The 20,625-nt window shown below is 51.9% G+C and carries 17 protein-coding genes, 1 tRNA gene and 1 riboswitch; of the genes, 11 read left to right on the forward strand and 7 right to left on the reverse strand.

Annotated elements, in window-relative coordinates; all coding sequences use genetic code 11:
* Positions 1–229: 229 nt before the first annotated feature.
* The 5 genes from A8F97_RS05150 to A8F97_RS05170 all read left to right on the forward strand — a co-directional run bounded on the left by A8F97_RS05150 (position 230) and on the right by A8F97_RS05170 (position 7,809).
* Positions 230–748 carry an Hcp family type VI secretion system effector gene (locus A8F97_RS05150; protein ID WP_014699222.1) on the forward strand — a complete coding sequence of 173 codons (519 nt, stop codon included), beginning with the start codon at positions 230–232 and terminating at the stop codon, positions 746–748.
* Between the two features lie 93 nt (positions 749–841).
* Entirely contained in the window at positions 842–2,689 is a 1,848-nt protein-coding gene (locus A8F97_RS05155) for a type VI secretion system Vgr family protein (protein ID WP_033071640.1), read from the forward strand.
* 28 nt (positions 2,690–2,717) lie between these two features.
* Positions 2,718–3,152: a DUF1795 domain-containing protein gene (locus tag A8F97_RS05160; RefSeq protein WP_033071639.1), complete on the forward strand. Its 435-nt coding sequence runs from the start codon at positions 2,718–2,720 to the stop codon at positions 3,150–3,152.
* Positions 3,145–7,380 carry an RHS repeat-associated core domain-containing protein gene (locus A8F97_RS05165; RefSeq protein WP_082218631.1) on the forward strand — a complete coding sequence of 1,412 codons (4,236 nt, stop codon included), beginning with the start codon at positions 3,145–3,147 and terminating at the stop codon, positions 7,378–7,380. The genes A8F97_RS05160 and A8F97_RS05165 overlap by 8 nt, the downstream gene beginning before the upstream one ends.
* Positions 7,381–7,392: 12 nt before the next feature.
* Entirely contained in the window at positions 7,393–7,809 is a 417-nt protein-coding gene (locus A8F97_RS05170; RefSeq protein WP_127087976.1) for a hypothetical protein, read from the forward strand.
* 508 nt (positions 7,810–8,317) lie between these two features.
* On the opposite strand, the gene A8F97_RS05175 is transcribed toward A8F97_RS05170, so the two are convergent.
* Together A8F97_RS05175 and A8F97_RS05180 are read right to left on the reverse strand one after the other, a co-directional pair.
* Positions 8,318–8,695 (reverse strand): hypothetical protein, encoded by a 378-nt coding sequence (locus A8F97_RS05175; RefSeq protein WP_033071637.1) that lies wholly within the window; start codon positions 8,693–8,695, stop codon positions 8,318–8,320.
* Between the two features lie 189 nt (positions 8,696–8,884).
* A complete protein-coding gene (locus A8F97_RS05180) occupies positions 8,885–9,586 on the reverse strand; it encodes a hypothetical protein (protein ID WP_033071636.1) in 702 nt (233 codons plus the stop codon).
* Positions 9,587–11,050: 1,464 nt separating this feature from the next.
* Between A8F97_RS05180 and A8F97_RS05190 the strand changes: the two genes are divergently transcribed.
* A complete protein-coding gene (locus tag A8F97_RS05190; protein WP_099092831.1) occupies positions 11,051–12,649 on the forward strand; it encodes a sigma-54 interaction domain-containing protein in 1,599 nt (532 codons plus the stop codon).
* Between the two features lie 58 nt (positions 12,650–12,707).
* On the opposite strand, the gene A8F97_RS23800 is transcribed toward A8F97_RS05190, so the two are convergent.
* The 4 genes from A8F97_RS23800 to A8F97_RS05205 all read right to left on the reverse strand — a co-directional run bounded on the left by A8F97_RS23800 (position 12,708) and on the right by A8F97_RS05205 (position 14,097).
* A complete protein-coding gene (locus A8F97_RS23800) occupies positions 12,708–13,076 on the reverse strand; it encodes a conjugal transfer nickase/helicase domain-containing protein (protein WP_232487932.1) in 369 nt (122 codons plus the stop codon).
* Between the two features lie 69 nt (positions 13,077–13,145).
* Positions 13,146–13,556: a transposase gene (locus tag A8F97_RS23805; RefSeq protein ID WP_099092832.1), complete on the reverse strand. Its 411-nt coding sequence runs from the start codon at positions 13,554–13,556 to the stop codon at positions 13,146–13,148.
* Positions 13,557–13,604: 48 nt separating this feature from the next.
* Positions 13,605–13,793, reverse strand: a complete 189-nt coding sequence (locus A8F97_RS22980; RefSeq protein ID WP_081440001.1) for an Arm DNA-binding domain-containing protein — start codon at positions 13,791–13,793, stop codon at positions 13,605–13,607.
* A gap of 227 nt (positions 13,794–14,020) precedes the next feature.
* A tRNA-Val gene (locus A8F97_RS05205) sits at positions 14,021–14,097 on the reverse strand.
* 466 nt (positions 14,098–14,563) lie between these two features.
* On the opposite strand from A8F97_RS05205, the gene katG reads away from it, so the two are divergent.
* Complete coding sequence (gene katG, locus A8F97_RS05210; RefSeq protein ID WP_033071635.1) at positions 14,564–16,738, forward strand: catalase/peroxidase HPI; 2,175 nt, start codon at positions 14,564–14,566, stop codon at positions 16,736–16,738.
* Between the two features lie 86 nt (positions 16,739–16,824).
* Here katG and A8F97_RS05215 read toward each other — a convergent pair whose 3' ends face one another.
* Positions 16,825–17,088: a DUF3861 domain-containing protein gene (locus A8F97_RS05215; protein ID WP_033071634.1), complete on the reverse strand. Its 264-nt coding sequence runs from the start codon at positions 17,086–17,088 to the stop codon at positions 16,825–16,827.
* A gap of 81 nt (positions 17,089–17,169) precedes the next feature.
* Here A8F97_RS05215 and A8F97_RS05220 point away from each other — a divergent pair, with 81 nt between their 5' ends.
* The 4 genes from A8F97_RS05220 to A8F97_RS05235 all read left to right on the forward strand — a co-directional run bounded on the left by A8F97_RS05220 (position 17,170) and on the right by A8F97_RS05235 (position 20,612).
* A complete protein-coding gene (locus A8F97_RS05220) occupies positions 17,170–17,583 on the forward strand; it encodes a MarR family winged helix-turn-helix transcriptional regulator (protein WP_025918535.1) in 414 nt (137 codons plus the stop codon).
* Between the two features lie 182 nt (positions 17,584–17,765).
* Positions 17,766–17,867: riboswitch (guanidine-I (ykkC/yxkD leader) on the forward strand.
* Positions 17,868–17,926: 59 nt separating this feature from the next.
* Positions 17,927–18,985 (forward strand): putative urea ABC transporter substrate-binding protein, encoded by a 1,059-nt coding sequence (locus A8F97_RS05225; RefSeq protein WP_015730671.1) that lies wholly within the window; start codon positions 17,927–17,929, stop codon positions 18,983–18,985.
* A gap of 23 nt (positions 18,986–19,008) precedes the next feature.
* Entirely contained in the window at positions 19,009–19,824 is an 816-nt protein-coding gene (locus tag A8F97_RS05230; RefSeq protein WP_015730670.1) for an ABC transporter permease, read from the forward strand.
* Complete coding sequence (locus A8F97_RS05235) at positions 19,821–20,612, forward strand: ABC transporter ATP-binding protein (RefSeq protein WP_033071633.1); 792 nt, start codon at positions 19,821–19,823, stop codon at positions 20,610–20,612. Before A8F97_RS05230 ends, A8F97_RS05235 begins: the two co-directional genes overlap by 4 nt.
* The last annotated feature ends 13 nt before the right edge of the window (positions 20,613–20,625 follow it).

Here is a 20,625-nt window from a genome sequence, read left to right on the forward strand (position 1 = left end):
CAGGCAATTTCTTGCGCAGATTACAGAATAATTCGACTGTCTGGGCCAGTTTTACAAGGAATTATCATTGTTTGAGTGGGGGCTGGGCCATTTCTTGCTTAAATTTGGCTTAGGAATAATTTGATTTAAGAAAATAGTCAGTAAAAACAACAAAGTAAAAATTGGCATAGATCTTGATAGGGTTAATGGGAGTTTCATTGACACTAACAACAAGGAAAGGAGCAAGACTATGCCAACTCCATGCTATATCAGCATCGAAGGAAAAACGCAGGGCAACATCACCGCAGGGGCTTTCACGTCTGATTCTGTCGGCAACATCTATGTGGAAGGCCACGAAGATGAAATGCTGGTACAGGAATTCAAACACGTCGTCACCGTACCGACCGACCCGCAGTCTGGTCAGCCATCCGGCCAGCGTGTCCACAAACCGTTCAAGTTCACCGTCGCGCTGAACAAAGCGGTTCCGCTGATGTACAACGCCCTGGCGTCTGGTGAAATGCTGCCGACTGTCACCCTGAAGTGGTATCGCACCTCGGTGGAAGGCAAGCAGGAGCACTTCTTCTCTACCGTGCTGACCGATGCCACCATCGTCGACATCAACTGCCAGATGCCACACTGCCAGGACCCGTCCAAGCTCGATTACACCCAGTTGATCGAAGTCTCTCTGGCCTACCGCAAGGTTGACTGGGAGCACACGGTTGCCGGTACGTCCGGCTCTGACGACTGGCGCACGCCTGTCGAAGCCTGATGCCATTCAAACCCGGACGCCACGTCCGGGTTTTCTGCACTGAGTCATGGCCCCTGCCATGCCTGAGTGTGGATGACAGCATCAGGAGGACGTGTGGCAAACAGTACAGGATTACAGTTCACGGTAAAGGTCGGTGCCTTGCCCGAAAGCACCTTTGCGGTGGTGGATTTTCAGCTCAGCGAGGCCCTGAACCAGCCGTTTGCCCTGTCGCTGAATCTGGCCAGCCCGTTACCGGGTGTCGACTTTGGCGCGGTACTCGATCAGCCCTGTGAACTGCGGGTGTGGTACGAGGGGGAACTCAAACGCCGGGTCAGTGGCATCATCAGCGCCTTTGCCCAGGGTGACACGGGTTTTCGTCGTACCCGCTATCAGGCAGAGGTTCGCCCGGCGCTGTGGCGGCTGGGGCTGCGCACCAATGCCCGCATCTTTCAGGCACAAAAGCCCGAGGACATTATTGGTACGTTGCTGGAAGAGTCTGGCATCACCGATTACGCCTTTGCATTGCGGCACGACCACGCGCCCCGCGAATACTGTGTGCAGTACCGGGAAAGTGATTTGGCGTTTGTCACCCGACTGGCTGCTGAGGAAGGGCTGTACTTCTTCCATGAGTTTGAGGCCGGCAAGCACCGGGTGGTCTTTGCAGACGATGCCGGGGCACTCAGCAAAGGCCCCGAACTGTTCTTCAACCTTGCCACGCAGGGCCTGAGTGAAGGCGAATACGTCCGCCGCTTTCGCTATGCCGAAGCGGTCAGTACCGCCGAGGTCGCCCTCAAGGACTACAGCTTCAAAACACCGGCCTACGGACTGCTACACCGCAAGATGAGCGGTGAGCTGGAGCACCAGCGCGAGACTTACCAGCATTTTGACTATCCGGGCCGCTTCAAGAAAGACCCGAGCGGCAAAGCCTTTACCGGCTATCGGCTGGATGCGCTGCGGGCGGGTGCGATGACCGGTTCCGGTGAATCCAACGCCGCGATGCTGATGCCGGGCAGCAGCTTTACCCTGACTGAACACCCCAATCCGACGCTCAACGCGGCCTGGCAACTGGTGGCCATCACGCATAGCGGACAACAGCCACAGGCGCTGGAAGAAGAGAGCGGCGGTGAGCCGACCACCTACAGCAATAGCTTTGAGGTGGTCAGTGCCAAATCTACCTGGCGTGCTGGCCTGCCGTACAAGCCGATGGTAGACGGCCCGCAAATCGCCACCGTGGTTGGGCCATCTGGTGAGGAAATTTACTGCGATGAATACGGCAGAATCAAACTGCAATTTCCGTGGGACCGCTACGGGGCGAGTGACGACCAGAGCTCCTGCTGGGTGCGCGTCAGCCAGGGCTGGGCAGGCGGTCAGTATGGCCTGATCGCCATCCCGCGTATCGGCCATGAGGTGATTGTCAGCTTCCTGGAAGGTGATCCGGATCAGCCGATTGTGACAGGCAGAACCTTCCATGCCACCAATCCATCGCCGTATCCGCTGCCTGCCAACAAGACCCGCACCTCGCTGCGTACTTCAACGCACAAGGGCGCGGGTTTCAATGAACTGCGCTTTGAAGACCAGGCCGGGCAGGAAGAGGTGTTTATCCATGCCCAGAAGGACATGAACACCGTGGTGCTCAATAACCGCAGCACCACCGTGACCGCTGACCATACCGAAAGCGTCGGCGGCAATCAGACGGTGTCGGTGGAGAAAGACCAGCACACTGAAATTCAGGGGGAGCAGGCTATCGCCATTATTGGCAGTCGCAGCACCGTCATCGGTAAAGACGGCAAGGGAAAGTCGCACGACTCCCTGCAGGTGAAAAACAATATCGCCATCCAGTCACAAAAGGGCGACATCCTGATAGCGACCAACGGCGGTTTTATCGGCATCAGTGCCGAAGGTGACATCACCATCAAAGGCAAAACCATTACCGTCAACGGCAGCCGTATTGACCTGAACTGAATAACAAAAACAACAAGGACACGTGAACATGTACCAGATGAACGAAGGCACACTGACCCTTCCTGCGCAGTGGCGTGATGAATCCCTGCACGTGTTTGTGCTGCCGGACGAGACCACCAATCTGGTGGTCAACCGCACCCCGATTGAGGGCAGTAAAACTGCTGATGAGGCATATCAGGACACACTGACGCAGTTGTCGGCGCAGCTTAAAGGCTACGAAGAGCGGCAAGCGTGGACACTGATGCTAGATGGGCAGAATGCACAGGCTGTCGAATACACCTGGCAGTCACCGGAAGGCCGGATGCATCAGGTGGTGGTGATGCAGGTGTGCGGCAGCCTGCTGCTGACCTTTACGATTACCGCTGCGGATGTACTGAGTGATGCGCGCAAGGCTGAACTGCTGGCAGTGATTGAGACGTTCACGGTGGCGGCCCCGGAGGGTAAGGAGAACCGTCATGCTTGACGACATCCTCTCGCGCATTGCGCGGGTTGGCGCGATGCATGCGGGGAATCGCCCCACCCTGCCACCCGATTTGCCTGAACCGGGGCAGGGTAAACCGCCGACCTCACCGGGCAAGCCTATCAAACACAGCAGTTTTCTGGGCGCACTGGCGGGGGCCGCCGTCGGGGCACTGATTGCGGCTGCCGTCTTTGCCGTGGCTGCTGCTGCAGTCGCTGGTGCGGTGGTGCTGACCGGTCTCACGGGTGGCGCCGGCCTCGCTCTGGTTGTGGGTGTAGTCAAACTGGCTGCAGGGGCGGCGCTGGTGTATGGGCTGAGTGACCTGATAGGCGGTGTCAGCAAACGGGTATCCGCGATGGTTGACAGCATGTCCCCCTCATCAGGGCAGGTTGATGGCGGTTCGAAGACCGTTTTTGTTGAAGGTAATCCGGTCTCCCGTGCTGAAATCGATGTGGTGCTCTGCGATAAACACAACGGCCCGCAACTGATTGCCCAGGGCAGTGCTACGGTATTCGTTGATGGCTACTATGCGGCGCGGGTGGGGGACAAGGCTGTATGCGGCGCGACGATCAAGGAAGGGGCCTCGACGGTGTTCTTTGGTTCAGGCCAGGCATCGCCTCTCACGGTAGCGGACGAGTTCAGCGGCTGGGAAAAAGCGCTGATACTCGCGGTGGAATTTCTGGTGCCTCCTAGTCGGGGTTTGTTCCGGGGACTGGGCACCCTGTTCACCAAAGGGCCAATGGCCGTGCTGCGGGGCATGAAAGCGGGCGCAGCACATGCTATGGAAGGACTGCGTAGCGCCGTGGAGTGCGCCAAAAAGGGCTTCAGGGAAAACAAAGGGCTGGCGCGTGTCAGCGAATCCATTCGCGGCTTCCTCCAGGACCCCGTCTACATCGCCAGTGGCGAAGTCATAGAAAAACGCCTCGATCTGGAGCTGGGCCAGACCGTTCCATTGCTGTTCGAGCGCACCTACCGCTCCGGTAGCCCTTACTCCGGCTTGCTGGGGCATGGCTGGCACGATAGCTGGAGTGAGGTGGCCACGGTGGGCCGCACCGAGCAGGGTGACATCCAGGTGACCCTCACCCTGGCACAGGGCTACGACATCGACTTTACCTTCGTGGTCGGCGCGACCGTGGTGTACTGCGCCGAATACCCCGAATTCAAACTGGTCAAGCGCCATAACGGCTTTCACCTGTGGCACCGCGACAGCCAGACCTGGCGGGCGTTTACCATCAAACAAGATGACCGGTTACTGCTGTCAGCCATTACCGACAACCACCGCAACCGCATCGACTTTCTGCGCGACCCCAAAGGCTACCTGCGCAAGATCAGGCACAGTGACGGCATCGAACTGTTGCTGGTGTGGCAGGGCGAGTTTCTGCGCCAGGTGCAGCGCATTGATGGCGGCCAGAAAACGGTGCTGGCCGAATACCGGCAGGATGAACAGGGACGGCTGGTCGAGGCGGACGCCGCGCATGCCTATCACCTGTTCTACGACTACGACAGCCATCACCGTCTGACTCGCTGGCATGACAACGACCAGACCTGGGCACGGTATGAATACGACCATCTGGGGCGCTGTGTTTATACCACCTGTGCCGATGGCTACCTGACGGCGAATTTCGAGTACCTGGCTGACCGCGTGGTCATGACCGACGGGTTGGGGCAACGCCATGAATACGGCTTCAATGACCTGTACCTGATGGCGTGGGAGAAATCTCCGCTCGGCCATATCACCCGCTATGAGTATGACGATGTGGGCAACCTGCTGCAGGAAATCTCTCCGGCAGGGCGGGTTGTGGAATTTGCCTATCTGGACAACAGTGGACTGGTCAGCACCTTTACCGACGGCAGCGGCCACCAGTGGCACTACGACTATGACCACTACGAGCGGCTGACCGGCATCACCGACCCATTGGGCCGAAGTTGGGCCTGGCAGTACGACAGCAAGGGCAATCCGCTGAGCCTGACCGGGCCGGACGCCAGCGAAGTCCGGTTTGCATGGAACCGCTACGGCCTGCTGACCGAGGTGAGTGATGAACAAGGCCGGACGCAGGCCAACCTGTTTTATGACCACCGGCACCGCCTGATGAGTGCCACTGATGCGGAATCCCGCACCCGGCAACTGCGCTATGACCAGCAAGACCGGCTCACGAGCTGGACACGCCCGGATGGGGCAACGTATCGCCTTGGCTACCGCCGCGCCAGTTGGAAACTGCCAGAACAACTGCTGCGCCCGGACGACAAGCAAGAGCAACGCCAGTACGACAAGCACAACAACCTGCTGAACTACACCGATGGCAACGGCGCGGTATGGCGGCAAACCTACGGCCCGTTCGACCTGCTGATGTCGCGCACCGATGCGGCAGGCCGCACCTGGCGGTACGACTACGATAAGGAAAGCCAGCAACTGGTGTGCGTCACCGCACCGGATGGCAACCGCTGGCAATGGTGGTTGGATGCCGATGCACGGGTTATCCGTGAGCGGGACATGGCGGGGACGGAAACCCACTATGGTTACGATGAAGACGGTCACTGCATCAGTATCCGCAACGGCGAAGGAGAAACCCGCCACTTTCTGTACGACGGGCGTGGCCTGCTTATCAAAGAAACCGCGCCGGACGATACCTTGCACTACCGCTACGATGCGGCAGGCCGGCTTACCGAAGTGACATCCTCCACCAGTCATATCCAGCTTGAATATGACGAGCGTGACCGGGTGGTACAGGAGCGGAACAGCGGAACGGCAATCCGACGCCACTATCAGGGAGAGTCGCACACCGTTACTCGCAGCCTGCACTGGGAGGGCGAAGAAGACAGTGCGGCACTCACCAGCACCTTCCGTTACAGTGCGACAAGTGAACTGCGTCAGGTGCAGTTACCGGATGGCGCGGAGCTGACGCTGGCGCACGACAGTGCGGGTCGGGAGTCTTCCCGGCAGAGTCAGGCTGGCTTTATGCAGCACCGTGAATACGATGCTATGGGCTGGCTGACGCGGGAAATGAGCGGCCAGACGGTGGACGGTCGCCTGCAACCGACCCAGACGCGGGAATACCTGTACGACGGTGCGGGCAACCTGACCGGCACCCGACGCAACCGTGAAGCAGCAGGCTACCAACTTGATGCCAGCGGACGGGTGCTGTCGGTACTGAGCGGTGGCGCGGGGCGCAGCGTAAACACCGAGGAACAATACCGCTATACCCGCAGCGGGTTGCCGCAAGATGCCACGCGCCTGACCGAATGGCAGGTTGGACGCCTGACCCAGCAGGACAACACTCACTATCAGTATGACAAAGCCGGGCGGCTGATACGCAAACAGGTGGTGCAGCCGGGCTATCGGCCGCAGGTGTGGCACTACCGCTGGGACAGCCGCAACCAGCTCAGGGTTGTGGATACGCCAGCGGGTGAACGCTGGTTCTACCGTTACGACCCGTTTGGGCGGCGCATTGGCAAACGCTGCGACCAGACGCAGGACGATATCCGCTACCTGTGGGATGGAGACCAGATAGCTGAAGTGCGTCACTACCGCGACGGTGACCTCGTCTCACGACGGCACTGGATACACAACGGCTGGGAACTGCTGGTGCAACAGCGCCAGACTGTAAATGGAAGTTGGGAAACGGACTTTGTCACCAGCGGCCATAATGGTGAACCGCAGGCTATCTTTAATCCACAAGGTGAGATTCGCTGGCAGGCTCCGCGCACCAATTTATGGGGCCAGCGCTATACAGATAATACTGAAAGTCTCGATCCAGGATTGGCATTTGCGGGGCAATACCGTGACGCTGAAAGTAGCTTATGCTATAACAGGTTCCGCTATTATGATCCGAGTGGTGGTTGTTATATCTCGCCAGACCCGATCAGCATATACGGTGGAGTTAATAACTATTCTTATGTGCGAAACCCCATAGCATATATAGACCCTTTTGGATTGGATGAGTTATATGCTTTGGTTGCCTCTAAGGATGGATGGTTCGATGTTATGGAATGGGGAAAAAAGAATCCTGTTGGGCAAGTCTATTTAAGAAAAGGAGAATTGTGGAAAATTGGAGAAACAAAAAATCCTACAAGACGTTACTCGGGAGCGTGGCTAAAAAGAAATAATTTGGATTATGTAACTTTATTTGAGGGTACTGATAAACCCACTAATCGTTTCTGGGAATCAATGAAAATTAATGGCTATGAGGCGTGGAAAGGTCGACGGCCTCCTGGAAATAAATGTAAGCACTAAGTGGTGATGCAAATGAAATTAGATAAATCGTCTGATACATCTGGTTTAACACTGGTTGCTATCATCTCTGATGAGTTGATACCGATTTTTGAAAAGTTGGAAAATGAATTTTCGGATGTAAATATTGAACTGTTCTTTGTTTTCCGATGTCTTCCGGATAAGTATGAAAGGAAGTCAAAAGTTAGGAGGTCTAAAAAAGACAATACTATATATTTTGACCTGACGGTTAGTGAAGATACTTACAGGTTTTTGAGTAAGGCAGAGCAAAGGTATAGGCTTGGACGCAGTTTTTATGATTTTTTCTGTCCTAGATTAATAAAATATAATATTGATGGCCTTGATTTGGATATTTTTATTGAAAGGTTTGTGACGCATTTAAAAAGTATTGGTTGGCTTGAGGATGAGTTGAATATTTGCTTTGATGAGTGAAATTAGCAAAGAGTTCTGGATTTTACTTCTATGGGTTGGAGAGAGTGTTGCTATATTTTTGATGATGAAAGGGATAGTTTTTTGGGGGTGGTTTGTTCGGCAGTGTAACCAATAAAATAGATTCTCCAATACCAAAAAGCGACGTAGAAATAGCAGTGTTTCGTAAGTTATAGCTACCGTCAGGCGATATTTTTCATGCCTTATCAAAAAGGGAGATGTTGAGGGGGAGCGAATTAATTGCCTAAAACTTGTGCTAAGTAACACTGGAAATCGACTTGCTACGAATGTCTGTATTTGTGTGAAAGAAAGTGATTTTTTTCAATGCGGCTTAAAAATGTCACCTCTCTCTGAGAGTATATATGGAACGCATAATTGTATTCGAATACCTAACATTCAAGTGCCCAGTGCATGTTATGGAAGCTGAGAGTGACATCAGAATGAGTCAGACTCTGCCGGCCAGTTCCCTCTTTGTCGAGGAACTGGCCGGAAAAAATAGTAGTTATTTATATTAGTATGGATTTTTTGAAGATTTATCTATATATGCTACTAATAATCTCTTGGCCAAGCTGTAGGCGTCCATGTAAATATTGAGCATCTCTTTTTGCTCTTCTTCTTCTTTTAGGGATCCAGTATGTACTAATTGCGATCTGAAATCATATAGCCTATAAAATAGTTCAGAGTCCTTTTTTCCCAAAAGATTTTTGACAAGAGTCTTGCAGTTTTTACCGATTGATTGAGTCTGCAAAGACAACAATCCCTTCTCAATGGATGTTTTAACTTCATCATTGATATCTGATTCATTCAATTTTTTGGATAAATAGTCTAATGCTTTAATCTCAGCATCGGGACGTCGCACCTTGCTCGATAACACTTCAATAGAGGTCATCGATAAAATGATCTTATTTATGAGCGAGTCATCAAAAAGTGAAGTGGTGAGGATATGGGTTGCTGTTTTTATTTTTTTAAACGATTCACCAGCAACAAGTACATCTTCAAATCGACCGTAATGCTGATTGAAGAAGTCGTCGAATTTTGATATATCGACAGCATCGGTTCTTTGGGTTGCTTTAGTGTCCTATGGCGTAGACTTTTCCAAAAATAAATTAACGCCAAATTTGTCACTCAAATTAATTAATGGTACCTCGTAATAGTCTTCATGATTTTTGGTATGCCGACTAATAAAGTCCTTTTCCGATTCTCTCTTTATTTTTTCAAGAAATGCTGCAGATGCTAAATTGTCAGGGTATGCAATGCCAATTCCTAATTCGGCGAAGGCCAAAATCAAAACTTGCTCAACTCTTCTAGAAACTTGTGCGATTTCTCTGTATATTAAATTTTCTAAATTTCTTAATCTGAGAGTCTTGGCCTCTTTCAATGAAAGTTCAGAATCCGATTCTATAATAAACTTATCTAAGAAAACTAATGGATTACTATCAATCCCAAGAGGTCTTGAAATCTGAAATCTAATGTAAAAACCCCACTTGTCTTTTTCAGGTTGCATTATTTCTAGCTCATGGTCATTTGATTCATCCATTGTTAATGAATTATATTCATTCGCAATATTAAAAAAAATCTCCACATCATCTTCATTAAGCATCTCTAGAACGGTTTGGATCTCACTATTTATGGCCTTCATGGCTTGTTCTACAGGGATGTTTTTGTTTTTGGATTTTTCTATCACATATTCAGGCAATGTATCAAATATTTTTATAATGTCCTCTCTTTTAAAAGGCATTGTAATTTCGAAATCTAATAGCTTTACAATAATATTTTTCATTATAAAAAACCTTATTTCACGTTGGGGTTGAATTTTTTATTGGAACAGTTAATTTTTCTTGAGGCGAAAATAAAAAATTTAACATTATGGTTTACACGGTCAATGGTTTCATATATCCCACCTAAAGTTAGGTGTCCAGTGTTAGGTTGCATACGATATATTGATAAAAATCCTAGGATATGGCTGTTTTATTTTTATAACAGTTTTCGTAAAATCTTCTGCATCCGGGGAAGGATTTCTATAAGCGAGGAGGGGGCGCGTATACTGAAGATGCGGTCGCATATCTCCTGAGGAATCGTCCGGTAGCAAGGCGAAATCGTCCACCAGTTCCAGATAATACTTGATAATAAAAACGAACCTCTTGATTGCCATTAGAGTTGAATTGACGCATTTCACTGTAGTGAGCAATGGATTTTTGGAAAACACCAGATTTCCAATAAATTTTATAAGCATTGAATATAAACCCTTGTGCAGCATTGAAGTCTAACTGTCGTTGGTAAGGATTTGCAGTGCTTTATATAGGTAGACACGATTTTTAGTTGAGAATTTAATTATATCAACGATTCTTTTGAATGCTAACTGTGTAGATGGTTTATTCTATCGATTTAAATTTGCAACAAAAAATCTAGGGCCTATCAGTATGATATTGGTAGCGCATGTTTGCTTCCGTGTGCGTGCCTGATCCTTACGTCTGGGGGGGCTTAACTCTCGTTTTCTTCACCTTCCTATTCATCTTATTTTCCTGAGCAAATCTGAATGCTGTTCCACGCTTTTTGTTATCTATAGCCTTTAACCAGTCGATACTGGTCAGTTTATCGAATACTAAATAGCTTTGCATAATAGCACTACACTTGCAGAGGGCTAGCCCCCCGCCAGCACTGGCCTTGCACGACTAGGAGTGAAGCATCAAGGTGCGAAGTTATTTAAGCACTCAAGGCTACGATGTTCATCGTGGAAGACGAAAGTTCTATCTGGATAGCCCAGGGCTTTAATTTTCCCATTAGATAGTCAAATGCTATTTATAAATTTCCAAAAAATAATCTGAATTAAAGACTCATAGGGGCGGTATTTGGTAGCCATCAAGTATTAATGTTAAAAACTTGATCAAGCTCACTCCATGTTTGTTGCCCTCTGCAGGGATTATTGCTTTTCTGTGCCATGTTTAATCTGCCTGAAATACTGAATATGTTGTTTAAAATAAATTTACTCCACTATTTTTAGATTGTCTCTGGAGTGTGGGTTTTAGATGATTTTTCTGTTTGTAAGGCTGTTAATTATTAACTTATATATAATGATGGTGGTTGTTTTTAAATTTGGGGTGAGCGGGTTTTGTTAATGGGGAATATCCCTATGTATCATAGGCGGCGATACTTGGTGGTTTGGACATAAAATATAATAGATTATCTTGGGCTAATAAATTATTTTATAAACGTAAAGGTATAAAAATACGGCAGGGAGGTGGCGATGTCTGAATGCAAAGGATTGCAGAAGGAGGAGCAGAGGTACAAAAACGGTAAAGAGTCGGGGCAGATATCCTGGCTTGATCTGGCATTAACGCTGACTGCACAGAACACTGAGGCTGAACTGTGTGACTGGCTTTTGTCCACGGTGGCGTCTCACTTACGGCCCCGTGGTACGATACTTGGGCTGGTTGATCGCACCGGCAGGCAACTTTTTTGTCAAGGTCAGGTGGCAGATGAGCCCGTTGTGATGACACTTGATGTGGATGATTTCAGTCATCCATTGGCCTATGCCCTGCATGAGAGCAAAGCTCATGTCTGGCCATCGTTGAATGGTGGTGCGCGTATTGAGCACTTGGCCTTTCAACAGATGCTGTCGGGGCTGGGAGCTGCGTGTGGGCTGTATGCCATACCGATGTTATCGGATAGCGGCACCGTATTGGGAACACTGGCGCTACTGGATACACCAGAGCGTTTACAACAATGGCACGACAGTGGAGAAGGCAGAAAGCTGGTTCAGATATTCTGCAACCAACTGGTGCTTTTGCGCCAGCGATCGGGAGGGCTGCATCAGCAGTCAATGCTCAGTGCTTCTGTCAAACGAGCTCGGGATGAGGTGCGCCAGCAGAGGTTGATAAAACGTATACAGGATACCCTGATCGGCCAGTCGCTAGGCATGAGGGCATTGCAACAAAAGGTCTGGCAGGCGGCTGAGCATTCTTTGTCGGTGCTGATCCTAGGCGAAACGGGTACAGGCAAGGATGTGGTGGCCCGCCTGTTGCATCAGTGTTCCGCTAGGGGTGATGCGCCCTTTGTGGCGATTAACTGTGCCGCGATCCCCGAGAATCTGATCGAAAGTGAGTTGTTTGGCTACCAGAAAGGGGCATTTTCTGATGCTCTGAGCGACAAGGTTGGTCTGGTGGCGCAGGCCCATGGCGGCACGCTGTTTCTGGACGAGATCGGAGATATGCCGCTTGCCATGCAGGCCAAGTTATTGCGGGTGCTGGAGACCAAGTGTTTTCGCCCTCTCGGCGCAGAGCAGGAGGTGCATTCGGATTTCCGGCTAATTGCCGCCACGCATCATTCGTTGACAAAGCGCATATCAGACGGTGCGTTTCGCCAGGATCTGTACCACCGACTATGCCAGTGTGTATTGCATGTAGCGCCACTGCGCGAACGTGTAGAGGATATTCCGCTGCTGTGCCGTCACTTCATCGCACTCTGTTGCAGACGGGAGCAGAAAGCACCCGTGACGCTGGAGCAGTCATTCCTGCGTCAGTTAATGCAGTATGCCTTTCCTGGCAACGTGCGGGAACTGCGCAACTTGCTGGAGGTTGCTTGTGCTCATACCTCATCTGGCCAGCAGATCACCATGCAGTCACTGCCGCCCGAGGCGCAGAAACGGCTGGCAAGTGACCAGGTTCAGGGAGAGGATTTCCAACACATAGCGGATTTACGCCTTGCGGTGTGTTTACGTGAGGCCACCGTCCTGCAAGCGAGGCTGCGACAGTTCGGGGGGGATCGTCAAGCTGCCGCAGACAGTCTGAATATACCCAAGCGTACGTTCAATCGTAAATGTCTCAGGTTGGGGATCAGGTATTGACGGTATTGTGTCAGTGCGTCTTGATAACGGGGCATATGCGCTGCGCCGGATTGCATGATTAAGTTGGCTCGTTCTCCAGAAGCGTTAAGTATGGATTATTGGGTGGTTGCTCCGAGAAGACGCTCGACGGGTCTGTGAGTAAGTAACCGTGCAACCGCCGAGTTTTTCTTGGCCCCGTCATCTGGCATGTCCAGATGTTCAGGCCGCTGGGCTGCTTTCGATGCGCCTGGTGCTTTTCGAAGCGCTTTTGAATCCACTGCCAATCCTGTAATCCCTCTTGTTTCTCCAGGGTGGCGTGTGTCGGGTGCTCCTGCACATAGCGCTGGAAAATCCCAGGACTGACAAGATAGACCGTATCGTTCACGGTATGCACCATCGCTTTGGCGTCGTTGATGATGAGTTTGCGTGATTTAACTCCTTCCCTCAACCAGGCGATGAAGTGTTCGCTCGAAAGCGGTTTGACAGACTCAGGTTGGGATGGCGTATCCGAGGCCTGTTACGGTATGGGCTCATCCGTGTCATCAGGTGGCGAGGATGCGGGTTGTGCAGCGCTCGACGCACTGGAGGATGCTACTGTGCTAGGCGCTTCGGCTGGTATCAGCATTGCGAGCATGTCTTCCATGACATCGTGTGGCGCAGTGGGGGACGGTGCTGTTGCAAGAACGGATGTGGGGTGAGCGGGAGAGGCCGATACGGCGGCTTCAGGTGCGGCAAGCATCGCGTCGCTGCTATCGGGGGAACTGGTATCGATCGTCACCGCCTTATCCTGATAGCGTTTTTTCCAGTTGTAGAGCGTGTTCTCTTTGATATCAAGCTCCTGTGCCATACGGGCAACAGACTTGCCGCTTTCGAGCAGTAACGCCACTGCTCTGCGCTTGAATTCCGGGGTATATTGTTGTCTCGTCATAGTGACCTCGCTTTCGTTGACTGATTTGAAAACAAGGTGGGCACTAAATCAAGGACAGATCACTTTGGGGTAGGTGCAAAGAGATAGGCGTTTTTGTTTACCTAGCCAGTAATAGCGGAAATGCCACGATTTCCCACCGCTCGGTGAGACGGAAAGAGAAAGGCCATTATCATCTGGGAGTGTATAGGCTTTGCCAATTGCTTTTGCTTGGCGAACAGCTATAGCAGAAAGTACCATGATCGTCGCTCCTGATTAGCATCAGAGCTGGATTTTGGTTCTTGGTCGTGTTGTTTAACAGTAACAATCTGGAAGTGAGATTACCCGTATTCAAATGGACTTAAAAATGGACTTAAAACCATTGGATATGAGTAGATTTTGATAGGTTTTACTGGAACAAGAGAAGATAAAAATTTTCTTCTTTTCAAGATGTTATAGACATTAGCATACGTCTATAGAGCATGAATTGGTACGACCGAGTGGACTCGAACCACCGACCCCCACCATGTCAAGGTGGTGCTCTAACCAACTGAGCTACGGTCGTACAGGAGATAACATCTTAATCAGTAACGTTTTGATTAGAATGCTTTTCTTCATTCCAATGTTTGGAATGGGCGCTATTATGGACGGCTCCGGCGTTCGTGGCAAGCGCTTTGTTTATTCTCTTCTTTCAAGTGCCGAATGTTTAGCCGTATTCGTCAAATGGTGCCAGCGTCAAAGAAGACGAAGCCGTTGGGTTTTATCCGCGGGACGACGCAATCTTGACGGACACGATAAACATTTCTCTGGGAAAGACTGTATGCGTCACATACCGGTATCACGCTTTTCATCAGGTTAAGCTATCGCAGAAGTTAGCGTATACAATTATAAATTATAGGGAGACTCTGGCACTGTCTTGCATCAAGTAGAGGGAATAGGTGAAGGCTCCATTGTCACATGACAAGACTATCGGAGAACGACCCACCTTCTGGCGTAGTGATTAAGGCAATGCAACATACTGGGAGATAATGATGGACGAGAATAAAACGAAAACAGCCGGCAAGTGTCCGGTTATGCACGGCGGAAACACTTCTACTGGCACATCAAACACCGACTGGTGGCCAAATGCCCTCAATCTTGACATTCTTCATCAGCATGATACTAAGACCAACCCGTTAGGCAGCGATTTTAGCTACCGTGAAGCCCTGAAAACCCTCGATGTCGATGCCCTCAAAAAAGACCTGCATGCGCTGATGACGGACAGCCAGGAATGGTGGCCAGCAGACTGGGGTCATTACGGCGGTCTGATGATTCGTATGGCCTGGCACTCGGCAGGCTCTTACCGCACAACAGACGGTCGCGGCGGCGGCGGAACGGGTAACCAGCGTTTCGCACCGCTCAATTCCTGGCCGGATAACGTCAGCCTCGATAAAGCGCGTCGTTTACTGTGGCCGATCAAAAGAAAATACGGCAATAAGATCAGTTGGGCAGACTTGATTATTCTGGCGGGTAATATCGCTTATGAATCTATGGGGCTGAAAACCTTCGGCTTCGCCTTTGGCCGTGAAGACATCTGGCATCCGGAAAAAGACACCTACTGGGGTTCGGAAAAAGAGTGGCTGGCAAAGAGCACGGGTCGCTATGGTAGCGACGATCGTACCTCGCTGGAAAATCCGTTAGCCGCCGTACAGATGGGGCTGATTTACGTTAACCCAGAAGGCGTCGATGGCAATCCCGATCCGCTGCGTACCGCACAAGATATGCGTGTTACGTTCTCTCGTATGGCGATGAATGATGAAGAAACCGTCGCTCTGACGGCAGGCGGACACACGGTAGGTAAAACCCACGGCAACGGCGATGCCAGCCTGCTGGGCGCGGCACCAGAAAGTGCGGATGTTGAAGAACAAGGTCTCGGCTGGCATAACCCGACGGGATCGGGCAAAGGTCGTCATACCGTGACCAGCGGGCTGGAAGGTGCCTGGACTACGCATCCTACACAATGGGATAACGGCTTCTTCCACATGCTGTTGAATCACGAATGGGAATTGAGAAAGAGTCCAGCGGGTGCGTCACAGTGGGAACCCGTCAGTATTAAAGAAGAAGATAAACCGGTTGACGTTGAAGATCCGTCGATTCGCTACAACCCGATGATGACCGATGCCGATATGGCGCTGAAAGTTGACCCGGAATATCGCAAGATTTCCGAGCGCTTCTACCGAGATCAGGCCTACTTCTCTGAAGTGTTTGCCCGAGCGTGGTTCAAACTGACGCACCGCGATATGGGGCCGAAAGCTCGCTACGTCGGCCCAGATGTGCCGCAGGAAGATTTACTGTGGCAGGACCCGGTTCCGGCAGGTCGTACCGATTATGATGTTGATGTTGTCAAAGCGCGGATTGCGGAAAGTAGCCTCTCCATTAGTGAGCTGGTGGCCACTGCCTGGGACAGCGCCCGTACATTCCGCGGTTCTGATATGCGCGGCGGTGCCAACGGGGCGCGTATTCGTCTCGCCCCGCAGAAAGATTGGGTAGGGAACGAGCCTGAGCGTCTGGCGCGTGTGCTAGTCGTACTGGAAAGTATTGCGGCTGCAACTGGGGCCAGCGTGGCGGATACCATTGTGCTGGCGGGTAATGTGGGGATTGAGAAAGCGGCGAAAGCGGCTGGCGTACAGGTGACAGTGCCGTTTGCGCCGGGACGCGGTGACACCACTGATGTCCTGACCGATGTGGAGTCTTTCGACGTCCTCGAACCAATCCATGACGGCTACCGTAACTGGTTGAAGAAAGATTATGCCGTTAGCGTGGAAGAGCTCATGCTCGATCGCACGCAGTTGATGGGGCTGACTGCAAAAGAAATGACGGTGCTGGTTGGCGGTCTGCGCGTGCTGGGAACCAACTATGGCGGTACGAAGCACGGCGTATTTACCGATCGTGAAGGGGCGCTGACGAACGATTTCTTCGTCAACCTGACCGACATGAAATACACGTGGAAGCCCTACCGGAAAGACCTGTATGAAATCCGCGATCGTAAAACGGGTGAAGTCAAATGGACGGCAACGCGTCTGGATCTGGTCTTTGGTTCCAACTCCATTCTGCGTGCCTACGCCGAGGTTTACGCACAGGACGACAGCAAAGAGAAGTTTGTGAATGACTTTGTTGCTGCCTGGGTGAAAGTGATGAATGCGGATCGCTTCGATCTGGCAGAGTAAGACGTAACGACTCCCTGCGCGGGCGCTTGTGCCGCGTGGGGAGATTCATTTTCCACTGTGGTACATTTTCGGCGCGTCCGTGCAGATCACGGTTTCTTCAGGTTCATCATAAATTCCCTGAACGGAGCGGCAAATTCCTTAAACAGTGGATGCTTTCTTTGCTGCATCATCACTTCACCAAATAGCTTCAGCCCCACCATAAAGGCCTGAGTTTGTTCCGGCGTCATGTCCATCTTGCCATCGACTTTTTCCAGTAACTTGAACTGGTCGTCGTGAAGCGAGAATGCAAACGACAGCGTGCGTTTCTGCTCGTCTTTTTCTTCTACCGTAATCTGATAGACGTTTCCCATCGTAGCCTCGCTAAATTGAACTCATGATAGATAGTTGATAAAATCAACTATATGATCATTGGTTGACTGAGTCAATAAAACATGATGAAAGCCCTTTTTGCCTTATTAGAACGCTATAAGGCACAGATGCAGGAACAGATGAAAGCGCATGATATTAGTCTGGATGTGGTACACGTCAGGCTATGTAAGATCATCGCGACGGAAGGGCGCATTACGCCTCAGTCGCTGGCGAAAACGGTGGGGCGGGATAAGGCGCAGATCACTCGAATGGTGGCTGAGCTGGTCAAGCGTGATTATGTCCGCAAGATTGATAACCCTGATGATGGCCGTAGCGTATGGCTCAGTTTGTCCGATAAAGGCGTCGCGTTTACGCAGGTTTTTCTGCATAAGGAAAAGCAAATAGAGGCACAGATGCTTCAGGCACTGTCCTCGGACGAACAAACCCTGTTTAGTGCGCTGCTGGAAAAAATAGCGGCGAGCGATTCCGCACACTAAACCCTGTATCGGTTAACCCTCTCTGCACTGCCGTGAGGCGAACTCACCGTGCGGTTGCACCGCGATGACGCGAGAACGGCGTTTTTCCCTGCACAAACGCCAGCCATAGCGGCATTTCCGGTACTGGCACGCATTTTGCTTTTATCTATTCGGGACAGCACCACATAGGGCGCTGAACAACCTGAATAGCTGGCTAGGGTTCCGATCCATGCAATATGGATGTCTGGTCCGAGAGCTGGCGACCTCCAGTTGAGGTTACACGGCGGGACAAAAGCCCGGGAGACAGCAACACCCATGGTGTCGCGCTGTTCCCGCTTTTTTCCTACTCAACCGGAGGTCTGGCATGAATCTATCTCGTTTACTGGGCGTTTGCGTCCTCAGTCTCTCAACGCTGCTGAGCTTCCCTTCACAGGCTGCGCCTAAAACGCAATTCAACGTGTGCTGGACTATCTATGCCGGATGGATGCCGTGGGGTTTCATCGGCACGCAGGGCATTATCGATAAATGGGCCGACAAGTACGGCATCAAGATTAAGGTTACCCAGCTTAACGACTACGTCGAGTCGATCAACCAATACACCGCCGGACAGTTTGACGGCTGCACCATGACCAACATGGATGCGCTGACCATTCCGGCTGCGGGTGGTGTGGATACCACGGCGTTGCTGCTTGGCAGTTTCTCCGCAGGCAATGACGGCATCGTACTCAAAGGCAAAGGGAAAACGTTGAACGACTTGCGTGGGATGAAGGTTAACCTGCCTGAACTCTCCGTTTCTCATTATCTGCTAGTACGTGGTCTGGAAACGGCCGGATTACGTGAGCGGGATGTCACGGTCGTCAACACGTCGGATGCCGATATTGTTGCCGCTTTCGCGACTCGCAGCGTACAGGCGGCGGTCGCCTGGAACCCGCAGCTTTCCGTGATCAAAAGCCAGCCGGACACGACGGAAGTTTTCCAGTCCGGCCAGATCCCTGGCGAACTGATCGACATGATGGTCGTGAACACGCAGACGCTGCAAGAAAATCCGGCGCTGGGAAAAGCGCTGGCCGGTGCCTGGTTTGAAATGATGGCGCTGATGAAAGCGGGCGACAAGTCGACGTTGGAATCGATGGCTGCCGCTTCCGGCACCAATTTAGCAGGTTATCAGGCGCAGCTAAAAACCACCCATCTGTTTTATTCTGCACAGGACAATCTGACCTTCCTGACCAGCGCGGATCTTCCGAACACCATGAAACGCGTTGCCGATTTCTCCTTTGATAAAGGGCTGCTCGGAACCGGCGCACAGAGTGCCGATTTTATCGGCATGACCTTCCCTGGGCAGATCACGCAAGGTGACAGCACTAATGTGAAACTACGCTTTGACGACACCTTCGTGCGTCTGGCCGCAGAGAACAAACTCTGACCTCGCAGACTGGAGAGACTATCGTGCGCTTGATCAATCGCTCCCCCAGCCGAGGCGGACGGCTGCTGCTTGTCCTGCTGCCGTTTACCGTGCTGCTGGTGCTGTACCTCGTGGGGTCAGCGCTACGACTGGAAGCTAATCCCAATGACAAACTGCTGCCAAGTCTTGGGCAAATGGCCGAGGCGATTCAGCGCATGGCATTGACCGAAGACAAACGTAGCGGTGACTACCTGTTCTGGCTGGATACGCAGGCCAGTCTGGTGCGTCTCGCGCTGGGACTGGGGATCGCCAGCCTGTTGAGCCTGTTGTTTGGGATTGCAGCAGGGGCTTTTCCGCTGTTCCGTGCGTCGCTCTCGCCGTTGATGACGGTGCTGTCGATGATCCCGCCGCTGGCGATTTTACCGATTCTTTTCATCGTCTTCGGATTGGATGAACTCTCGAAAGTGATGCTGATCGTCATTGGTGTTACGCCGATGTTGGCGCGCGATCTCGAACAGCGTGCCCGCAATATCCCACAGGAAATGCTGATCAAAGCACAGACGCTGGGGGCGAACAGTTGGGTGGTAGTGTTGCGCGTCATTCTGCCGCAACTGCTGTCACGGCTGTTGATTTCCCTGCGGCTGCTGCTGGGCGCGGCGTGGCTGTTCCTCATCTCTGCCGAAGCGATTTCAGCAACGGCGGGGCTGGGCTACCGCATCTTTCTGGTACGTCGCTATTTGGCGATGGACGTGATTCTGCCTTACGTAGTGTGGATCACGCTGCTGGCATGGTTGATGGATATGGTACTGCGCTGGCTGCATCGCCGCTGGTTCCCGTGGTCAGAGGAAAGCAAAGCATGAGTTTTATCGAGATCGATAACATCTGGCAAGAATACGGCGACCACGTCGTGCTGGAACGGCTCAACCTGAACGTTGAGGAAGGGGAATTCTGCACGATGGTCGGTGCATCCGGCTGCGGTAAATCCACCTTTTTACGTCTGCTGCTGGGGCAGGAAACGCCCAGTCGTGGCGAAGTACGGCTCGAAGGGAAACTGCTACCCGCCGAACCGGATGCCAGCCGCGGCGTGGTGTTTCAGCGCTATTCGGTTTTCCCACATTTAACCGTGCTGGAAAATGTGGTGATTGGACTAGAAATACCGCGCTCCCCTTGGCTAGGCAGGCTGTTTGGACGGCGTAAGCAGGAGGCGCGCGACAGAGCAGCCCGTATGCTGGCACGCGTCGGGCTTGGGCATACGATGAACAAATATCCCAATCAACTTTCCGGCGGGATGCAGCAGCGGCTTGCGATTGCTCAAGCGTTTATTGTCCAGCCACGCATCCTGCTGCTTGATGAACCCTTTGGGGCGCTGGATCCCGGCATTCGCGGTGATATGCACACCCTGTTACTGGAGCTGTGGCGTGAAACCCGCTTAACGGTCTTTATGGTCACCCACGATTTGCCAGAAGGCTTCCACCTTGGCACACGTTTGCTGGTGTTCGACAAGGTGCGTGTCGATCCCCATGCGCCGGAAGCCTATGGCGCACGCATTACTTATGACATTCCGCTGAATCAGGCGCGCCTCGCCACGCGCCAGCGTGCGGTTACGCCGCTGTCTCCTGCTGTCAGCGCGATGGCATCCCCCGTTTAAGGAGCTTTCTGTT

Source organism: Pectobacterium parmentieri (assembly GCF_001742145.1).
GTDB lineage: Bacteria > Pseudomonadota > Gammaproteobacteria > Enterobacterales > Enterobacteriaceae > Pectobacterium > Pectobacterium parmentieri.

Coding starts and splice junctions, on each gene's coding strand:
- A8F97_RS05180 (WP_033071636.1), bottom strand. CDS start 9,586: ATGAAAAATATTATTGTAAAGCTATTAGATTTCGAAATTACAATGCCT.
- A8F97_RS05175 (WP_033071637.1), bottom strand. CDS start 8,695: ATGACCTCTATTGAAGTGTTATCGAGCAAGGTGCGACGTCCCGATGCT.
- A8F97_RS23805 (WP_099092832.1), bottom strand. CDS start 13,556: ATGACGAGACAACAATATACCCCGGAATTCAAGCGCAGAGCAGTGGCG.
- A8F97_RS05235 (WP_033071633.1), top strand. CDS start 19,821: ATGAGTTTTATCGAGATCGATAACATCTGGCAAGAATACGGCGACCAC.
- A8F97_RS05220 (WP_025918535.1), top strand. CDS start 17,170: ATGATGAAAGCCCTTTTTGCCTTATTAGAACGCTATAAGGCACAGATG.
- A8F97_RS05170 (WP_127087976.1), top strand. CDS start 7,393: ATGAAATTAGATAAATCGTCTGATACATCTGGTTTAACACTGGTTGCT.
- A8F97_RS05160 (WP_033071639.1), top strand. CDS start 2,718: ATGTACCAGATGAACGAAGGCACACTGACCCTTCCTGCGCAGTGGCGT.
- A8F97_RS05165 (WP_082218631.1), top strand. CDS start 3,145: ATGCTTGACGACATCCTCTCGCGCATTGCGCGGGTTGGCGCGATGCAT.
- A8F97_RS05215 (WP_033071634.1), bottom strand. CDS start 17,088: ATGGGAAACGTCTATCAGATTACGGTAGAAGAAAAAGACGAGCAGAAA.
- A8F97_RS05150 (WP_014699222.1), top strand. CDS start 230: ATGCCAACTCCATGCTATATCAGCATCGAAGGAAAAACGCAGGGCAAC.
- A8F97_RS05225 (WP_015730671.1), top strand. CDS start 17,927: ATGAATCTATCTCGTTTACTGGGCGTTTGCGTCCTCAGTCTCTCAACG.
- A8F97_RS22980 (WP_081440001.1), bottom strand. CDS start 13,793: ATGGTACTTTCTGCTATAGCTGTTCGCCAAGCAAAAGCAATTGGCAAA.
- katG (WP_033071635.1), top strand. CDS start 14,564: ATGGACGAGAATAAAACGAAAACAGCCGGCAAGTGTCCGGTTATGCAC.
- A8F97_RS05190 (WP_099092831.1), top strand. CDS start 11,051: ATGTCTGAATGCAAAGGATTGCAGAAGGAGGAGCAGAGGTACAAAAAC.